Genomic DNA, 7,554 nt, shown 5'->3' on the forward strand with positions numbered 1-7,554 from the left:
CCGCCCGGTCGTGGTGACCGGGCGGGCGGCGTCGGTGTCTGAAGGGCGCCGGGGTCAGGCGCCGTACGGCTTGGCGCTCACGACCTCGACGGTGATGGTGCTGCCGTTGGGGGCCTGGTAGGAGGCCTTGTCGCCGACCTTCTTGCCGCTGATGGCGGCGCCGAGCGGCGACTTCAGCGAGTAGACGTCGATGTCGACGGAGTCGTCGAGGGAGGCCAGCTCGCGGGAGCCGAGCAGGAACCGCTCGACGTCGTCGTCGCCCTCGAACTTGATCTCGACGATCATGCCGGGCTCGACGACGCCGTCGTCCGGCGGGTCGCCGACCTGGGCGCGCTGGAGCAGCTGCTGCAGCTGGTGGATGCGGGCCTCCTGCTTGCCCTGCTCCTCCTTGGCCGCGTGGTATCCGCCGTTCTCGGAGAGGTCGCCCTCGGAGCGGGCCTCCTCGATCCGCTTCGCGATCTCGAGCCGGGCCGGCCCCATCAGGTGCTCGAGCTCCTGCTTGAGGCGGTCGTAGGCCTCCTGGGTGAGCCAAGCAACGTTGTCGCTGGTAGCGGTCACGGCAACTGCTCCTCGGGTTGTCTATCGGTCGCTCCGCACGCCGCATGGGTGTGCTTCGCCGCCGGGCGGTTCGCCCGGTCCAAGTGCTGACGGGGAAAGAACAAGAATACAAGCATTGTGCCAAGCCGACGATTGTCGCAGGTCAGCGGCGATGCGTCCGACGGACGGCGGGCCGCTCGCGGCCGCTACTCCGACGCCGGCCGGCAGCCGCGCAGCTCAGGGACGACGCCGTCGCCCTCGAGCGGGATGTCGGCCGACACGACCAGATGCTCGTCGGGGCCGGCGGGGACCTCGAGGTCCAGCTGGCCGACGATGATGCGCCGCAGGTCGACGGCGACGAGGTCGCAGGTGACGGCAAGGTCGGCGTCGCGACGGAGCTCGACCCGGGCGGTGAGGACGCCGTCGCGCGGCTCGTCCCAGGAGTGCAGCTCGGCGTCGACGCCGGGACCGCCGGCCGAGCGCACGATGAGCCAGCCGACCACGACGGCCACCAGCAGCACGCCGGACACGACCGCGACGAGGACGCCGCGCCCGCCGCGACCCGGGACCCGGCCGTACCGTTCGGCGAGCAGATCGCGCTGGGCGGCGTGGTCGCCTATGGGTCGGCTCATGCGGGATGTCCCCAGGGGCTGCGGGCGTTGTTGTCAGTGGCGTGCGGCACCATTATCCCCGGAGGCGGCGGTCGCGGTGCGTCCGCCCCACGGGCGGGTGCCGCCTCGGGCAGCGGGGGCGAACCGGCCGGTGGGCGCCGTCGCGCGTGAAGTTTCCGTTCGACCGATGGGGTATCCGGTGTCCGAGCAGCTGCGGCTGATGCATGTCCACGCTCATCCCGACGACGAGTCCAGCAAGGGCGCGGCGTCGACGGCCCGGTACGTCGCCGAGGGGGTCGAGGTCCTCGTCGTCACCTGCACCGGCGGCGAGCGCGGTTCCATCCTCAACCCGAAGATGGACCGCCCCGACGTGCTGGCCAACATCAGCGAGATCCGCCGGCAGGAGATGGACGCCGCCCGCGAGATCCTGGGCATCGAGCAGGAGTGGCTGGGCTTCGTCGACTCCGGCCTGCCCGAGGGCGATCCGCTGCCGCCGCTGCCCGAGGGCTGCTTCGGGCTCATGCCGGTCGAGAAGGCCGCCGAGCCGCTGGTCGAGATCATGCGCCGGTTCCGCCCGCACGTCGTCACCACGTACGACGAGAACGGCGGCTACCCCCATCCCGACCACATCATGTGTCACAAGATCACCGTCGCGGCGTTCGAGGCGGCCGCCGACGCCACCCGGTACGTGGGCAGCGGCGAGCCCTGGCAGCCGCTGAAGCTCTACTACCACCACTCCTTCAGCCGCATGCGCATGCTGGCCCTGCACGAGGCCATGGAGGCGCGCGGCCTCGAGTCGCCCTACCGCGAGTGGCTGGCCGAGTGGGACGGCGACAAGAGCTGGGACGACCGCATCACCACGCGGGTCGAGTGCGCCGAGTACTTCCCGGTGCGCGACCGCGCGCTGCTGGCGCACGCCACCCAGATCGACCCCGACGGCCCGTGGTTCGCCGTCCCGCTCGAGGTGCACCAGCAGGCCTGGCCCACCGAGGACTACGAACTGGTGACGTCGCACGTGCCCACCCAGACCCCCGAGGACGACCTGTTCGCGGGACTGCGGTGAACGCCACCCGCGCTCGCGGTGCCACAATGGAGGGACGGGGGACGACTCGAGGAGACGACGGGTACTGATGGGCGTTCTGCGGGCGGTGGCGCTCACCGCGGCGGAGTCGGAGGCGGAGAACTCCGAGATCGGCCCTGGCCTGTACGGCTTCCTGGTTGTCGTCTTCCTGATCGTCGCGCTGGTCCTGCTCTACCGCAGCATGCGCAAGCAGATCCGCAAGGTCGACTTCGACCCCGAGGGTGCCACCGATGCCGAGCGCATGCACGGGCACCAGGAGCCGCCGGAGCGATGACCGGCGCCGCCGGCCCGACGACGCTGGACGGTGCGGCGCGGCGGCCGGCCGGGTCGGCCGCCGTCGAGACCCTGGTCGCGGTGCGCCGGGCCCGCGATTTCATCGACCGGAACTACGCCGACCCGCTCGATCTGGCCGACATCGCGGGCGCCGCCGGCTACTCCCGCTACCACCTGGTCCGCGCGTTCAAGGCCGCCTACGGCGAGACGCCCGGGCGCTATCTGCAGCGCCGCCGGGTCGAGCGGGCCCAGGAGCTGCTCCGCGTCGCCGACCTGAACGTCACCGAGATCTGCCACCTCGTCGGCTTCACCAGCCTCGGCTCGTTCAGCAGCCTGTTCTCCGAGCTGGTCGGGGTGTCCCCGTCGCAGTTCCAGCGCGAGGCGCACGCGTCCGGTCCGCGGCTGATCCCCGGTTGCTACATCCTCATGTGGGGACGGCCGCGGCCGAAGACAGCAACGACGGAGAAGCCGGCGGCGGCACGCACCTCCTAACGTCGAAGCCGTTCGCACCGACGAAGGGAAGGGACCCATCGTGATCACCAAGCTGGGCGTCGCGACCGCGTACGTGACCGACTACGACCAGGCGCTGGACTTCTTCATCGGCAAGCTCGGCTTCGAGCTGCGCACCGACGTCACCATGGAGAACGGCTACCGCTGGCTGACGGTGGGCCCGCCGGCCAGCCCGGAGTTCCAGCTCAACCTCACCGTGCCCGGGCCGCCGGCGCACGACGAGCAGACCGCGGCGATGCTGCGCGAGCTGATGGCGAAGGGCGTGCTCAGCGCCGGCGCGTGGAACACCGACGACTGCCGCGCGACGTACGCGGAGTACTCCGCGCGCGGGGTGGAGTTCATCCAGGAGCCGGCCGATCGCCCGTACGGCGTCGAGGCGGTGTTCCGCGACGATTTCGGCAACTGGTACAGCCTGAACGAGCTCAACGACAAGGCCCTGGACCAGCAGGCGATGGCGGAGGCGTTCGAGTCGGGCACCGAAACCTCTTGACGCATCGTGACCGGACTGTAACCCTGAGCGGGCCTGCGCCAGAGGATCAGCCTCACGGGGGGCGCTTGCACGGGGAATCGGGGGGTTCTCATGGTGCGTACGTCGCGTGCGCGAACAACAGCAGTCCTCGCCGCCGGGGTCATGGCCGTGTCGGCGGTGCTGACCGCCCCGGCCGCGATCGCGAACGGCTCGTCCGAGCCGTCGCCGGTGGTGGAGCTCGACGGTCCGCGCGGAGTGGACGTCGACCAGGCCGGCCGCATCGTGGTGAGCGAGGCCGACGGCACGGTCAGCCTCGTCACCGATCGCGGCCGGCACCCGAAGGTGCACGAGATCGGCTCCGTGCCGGCGGGCTTCCTCGCGCCGGCGGTGGCCGTCGGCCGGCCCGGCCGGGTGTACGCGCTGACGCCCGGCGGCGAGCCCGGCACCGGCGCGGCCACGCTCTACCTGCTCCGGCACGGCAAGCCCGCGCAGCCGATCGCGGACATCGCGGCCTACCAGCAGACCGACGTCGACCCCTACAACATCGAGGGCGTGCCGGAGGAGTCGAACCCGTACGGGGTCGCCGCACTGAGGGACGGCAGCGTGCTGGTGGCCGACGCCGCGGGCAACGACCTGCTCCGCGTGTATCCGGACGGCGACATCGTCACGGTCGCCCGGCTGAAGCCGCGCGTCGTCCCGGTGCCGGACGAGCTGCCCGACGAGTTCGACGGCGAGCCGCTGCCTCCGGCCGGTACGCCGATCCCGGCCGAGGGCGTCGCGACCTCGGTGACCGTCGGCTCCGACGGTTACTGGTACGTCGGTGAGCTGCGCGGCTTCCCGGCGACGCCCGGCACGTCGCAGATCTGGCGGATCAAGCCCGGTGCGGTCGGCGCGGTGTGCGATCCGGAGCAGCCGAACACCGGTGACTGCCGGCGCTTCGCCGACGGCCTCACCTCGGTCGTCGACCTCGCTCCCGGGAAGGGCGGCAGCATCTACGCCGTCGAGCTGGCCCGGCACAGCTGGTTGCAGTGGGAGCTCGACCCGAGCCTGAACGAGGGCGCGTTGTTCAAGGTGCGTCCCGGCGGGTCGCGCACGGAACTGGCGGCCGGTCAGCTGGTCCTGCCCGGGGGCGTCGACGTCGGGCGACACGGCGACATCTACGTGACCGGACCGGTATTCGGCCCGGGTGCGTTGCTACGCATCATGTGAATGCATGGCCCACGCGTATGCGCATACATTGCATGTCGCCCTGAGTGATTATTTGTCACGTCAGTCGTCACGGTGGAATGCTTCTCGAACGTTCCGGTGTTCGCGTTGACAGGCGTGCCCGGTTGGGTGCATGCTCTGCGTTGGCCGAGGTCGGCGGCTTGGGGCGCCGGCCGGCGGCAGTCACACTTCGCAGTACTGAGCAAGGTACAAAGGCCGGGGGGCACTCGCCCTTCGGTGCCGGAACCGCGATGTGTCGCGAGTATTCGGCACCGAAGGGCGATTAACCGTTCAGGTGGATTTCATCCCTCGGCGCCCAGCGCCGGGCATGTTGTGGGGGCGGACGAACGTGCCGGGTTCGCGGCGCAGCATCGCGCATAGTGCAGCGGTTCTCCTTCTCGTCACGGCATCGGTTTCGGCGGCGAGCGCCGGCGCCATGGCCAACGAGAACGGGAATGTCGTCGCCGGTGGCTTCGAGATCGACGGCAACTTCTACGAGGGCTTCGACAACGACACGACCGAGACCGGCCCGGCCGGCGATCCGGTCGACTGGGGCAGCGGCGACATCTTCCCCGCGGACGTCGACGTCGTCGACGACCCGCTGTTCGAGGACGACCCGTCGATCTACGACCAGGGTTCGCAGGAGGAGCGGCCGGACGAATGGCAGGACGCCGGGTCTGCGCAGCCCCCGAACAAGGGCGACATCGGCGACGTGTTCGTGCACGACCGCGTGGTCGATGGCGAGCAGTGGGTCTTCCTGGCCTTCGAGCGGGCGACCGACAACGGAACGGTGACGTACTACCTCGAGCTCGACCAGCTGCCGAACGCCACCAACGGCAACGGCGTCCCCGTGCCCGACCGGTCCGTCGATGACCTCCGCCTGACCATCGAGAACCGCGGCGCCGGCGCCTTCGAGGTGATCCGGGTCGACCGCTGGGACGGGCGGCGCTGGCGCGACGCCGACGCCGACGTCGAGGCGGCGGCGTTCAACGACTCCGCCATCGAGCTCCCGGGCGGCACGCGACAGGCCGAGGAGTTCGGGGAGTTCGGCTTCAACCTGTCCGCGCTCGGGCTGGACCTGGACTGTCCGTCGACCGGGTTCACCACGCTGAACCTGCGATCCAAGGCAGGACGGGCCCAGAGCAACGCCGAGCTGAAGGACTACGCCACCGGCCCGATCGACATCGCGTCGCGCTGCGGAGAGCTGACCATCCAGAAGCGCGACCCCGACGGCGAGCTGCTCGGCGGCGCGTCGTTCACCGTCGAGCCGAACCCGATCCCGGGCGCCGCCGACCCCGGCAGCCTCACCATCGCCGACGACGACGAGAACGACGCCGACCCCGCCGACGGCGTCATCGTCATCGACCCCGCCGAGCCCGGCGACTACACCATCACCGAGGCCACGCCGCCGCCCGGCTACATCCAGGACGACCAGCCGCAGGACGTCACCGTCGAAGAGTTCGGCTCGGTCACCGTGACGTTCGAGAACGGCCTCGGCTCGCTGGCCTGGGGCAAGCTGGACGAGGAGTCCCGCGAGCCGGTCTGCTGTGCCACGTTCACCGTCGAGGGCACCGACGGACCCGCCGAGGGCGTCTCGGTCACCGTCGTCGACAACGGCCAGAACGACGTCGACCCGGCCGAGGGCGCCGTCCTGGTCGAGAACCTGCCGACCGGCACGTACATCGTCACCGAGACGGTCCCGCCGACCGGCTACGGCCTGCCCGAGAACCCGGTCCGCGAGGACATCGTCATCGACCAGCAGAACCCGGACGTCGTCATCGAGGACGCGTTCGAGGACCCGCGGCTGCTCTCGGAGCTGACCGTGCTCAAGCTCGACGCCGACACCCGGGAGCCGCTGGCCGGCGCCACGTTCGAGCTGTACCTCGACGACGGCGACGGCGTCCACGAGGCGCCCGACGGCGACACCCTCATCGGCGACTGCACCACCGGCGACGACGGCACCTGCGCCGTCGGCGACCTCGCCTGGGGCACGTACTACTGGTACGAGGCCGAGGCGCCGGCGGGCTACGACCTGCCGGCCGACCGCTACAGCGGCATGATCACCATCGACCGCGACGACGCCGGCGGCGACCTCACCCCGTCGACGTTCACCGACCCGCAGGTCCGCTCGGCCCTCGAGATCGTCAAGCTCGACGCCGTCACGCAGGACCCGTTGGCCGGAGCCACGTTCGTCGTCCGTCTCGACGACGGCGACGGCGTCTTCGAGACCGGCGACGACACCGTCGTCGACCCGCCGGGCGAGGTCACCACGGACGCCGACGGCACGGTCGGCGTCGAGGGCCTGCTGTTCGGCACGTACTGGGTCGAGGAGACGGCGGCGCCGACGGGATACGAGCTGCCCGATCCGGCCCACCAGGGTCCGTTCACGTTCGGCCCCGACAACGCCGGCGAGACCGTCACCGTCACGTTCGAGGACGAGCAGACGCCGACGGACCTGTCGGTGCGCAAGCTCGACGGCGGCTCGCAGGGCGACGCTCCGCTGGCCGGCGCGACGTTCGAGCTCTACCTCGACGACCCCGCCGACGGCGTCAAGGACGCGCCCGGCGGCGACACGCTCGTCGGCGAGTGCACCACCGGCGACGACGGCGTCTGCACCGTGACCGACCTGGGCTTCGGTGCGTACTACTGGCTCGAGACCGTCCCGCCGCCCGGGTACGACCTGCCGGACGACCCGTACAGCGCCTTCGTCAACGTCACCGCCGAGAACGCCGGCACCGAGATCGCGCCGCTGCCGTTCTACGACCCGCGGCGCCCCGGCAGCCTCACCGTCCTGAAGGTCGACGACGGCGACGACGCCCCACTGGCCGGAGCCCAGTTCGAGCTGCGGCTCGACGACGCCGACGGCG

The 7,554-nt window shown here is 71.0% G+C and carries 8 protein-coding genes; 6 read left to right on the plus strand and 2 right to left on the minus strand.

Annotated features, from left to right (window positions below; translation table 11 throughout):
• Positions 1-54: 54 nt before the first annotated feature.
• Both greA and DY240_RS25125 read right to left on the minus strand, forming a co-directional pair.
• Positions 55-558, minus strand: a complete 504-nt coding sequence (greA, locus tag DY240_RS25120) for a transcription elongation factor GreA (protein ID WP_119662434.1) — start codon at positions 556-558, stop codon at positions 55-57.
• A 185-nt stretch (positions 559-743) separates the two neighbouring features.
• Entirely contained in the window at positions 744-1,169 is a 426-nt protein-coding gene (locus DY240_RS25125; protein WP_119662435.1) for a DUF4307 domain-containing protein, read from the minus strand.
• A gap of 166 nt (positions 1,170-1,335) precedes the next feature.
• Here DY240_RS25125 and mca point away from each other — a divergent pair, with 166 nt between their 5' ends.
• The 6 genes from mca to DY240_RS25155 form a co-directional block, all read left to right on the plus strand.
• Positions 1,336-2,211 carry a mycothiol conjugate amidase Mca gene (gene mca / locus DY240_RS25130; protein WP_199702381.1) on the plus strand — a complete coding sequence of 292 codons (876 nt, stop codon included), beginning with the start codon at positions 1,336-1,338 and terminating at the stop codon, positions 2,209-2,211.
• Between the two features lie 67 nt (positions 2,212-2,278).
• On the plus strand, positions 2,279-2,503 hold the full coding sequence (locus DY240_RS25135; RefSeq protein WP_119662436.1) for a hypothetical protein: 225 nt from the start codon (positions 2,279-2,281) through the stop codon (positions 2,501-2,503).
• A complete protein-coding gene (locus tag DY240_RS25140) occupies positions 2,500-2,994 on the plus strand; it encodes a helix-turn-helix transcriptional regulator (protein ID WP_119662437.1) in 495 nt (164 codons plus the stop codon). The genes DY240_RS25135 and DY240_RS25140 overlap by 4 nt, the downstream gene beginning before the upstream one ends.
• 40 nt (positions 2,995-3,034) lie before the next feature.
• Positions 3,035-3,502, plus strand: a complete 468-nt coding sequence (locus DY240_RS25145) for a VOC family protein (RefSeq protein WP_119662438.1) — start codon at positions 3,035-3,037, stop codon at positions 3,500-3,502.
• A 141-nt stretch (positions 3,503-3,643) separates the two neighbouring features.
• Positions 3,644-4,690 carry a ScyD/ScyE family protein gene (locus DY240_RS25150; RefSeq protein WP_233552866.1) on the plus strand — a complete coding sequence of 349 codons (1,047 nt, stop codon included), beginning with the start codon at positions 3,644-3,646 and terminating at the stop codon, positions 4,688-4,690.
• A 433-nt stretch (positions 4,691-5,123) separates the two neighbouring features.
• The coding region (locus DY240_RS25155; RefSeq protein ID WP_199702383.1) for an MSCRAMM family protein at positions 5,124-7,554 on the plus strand (2,431 nt) is incomplete at its 3' end.

Source organism: Jiangella rhizosphaerae, assembly GCF_003579925.1.
Lineage (GTDB): Bacteria > Actinomycetota > Actinomycetes > Jiangellales > Jiangellaceae > Jiangella > Jiangella rhizosphaerae.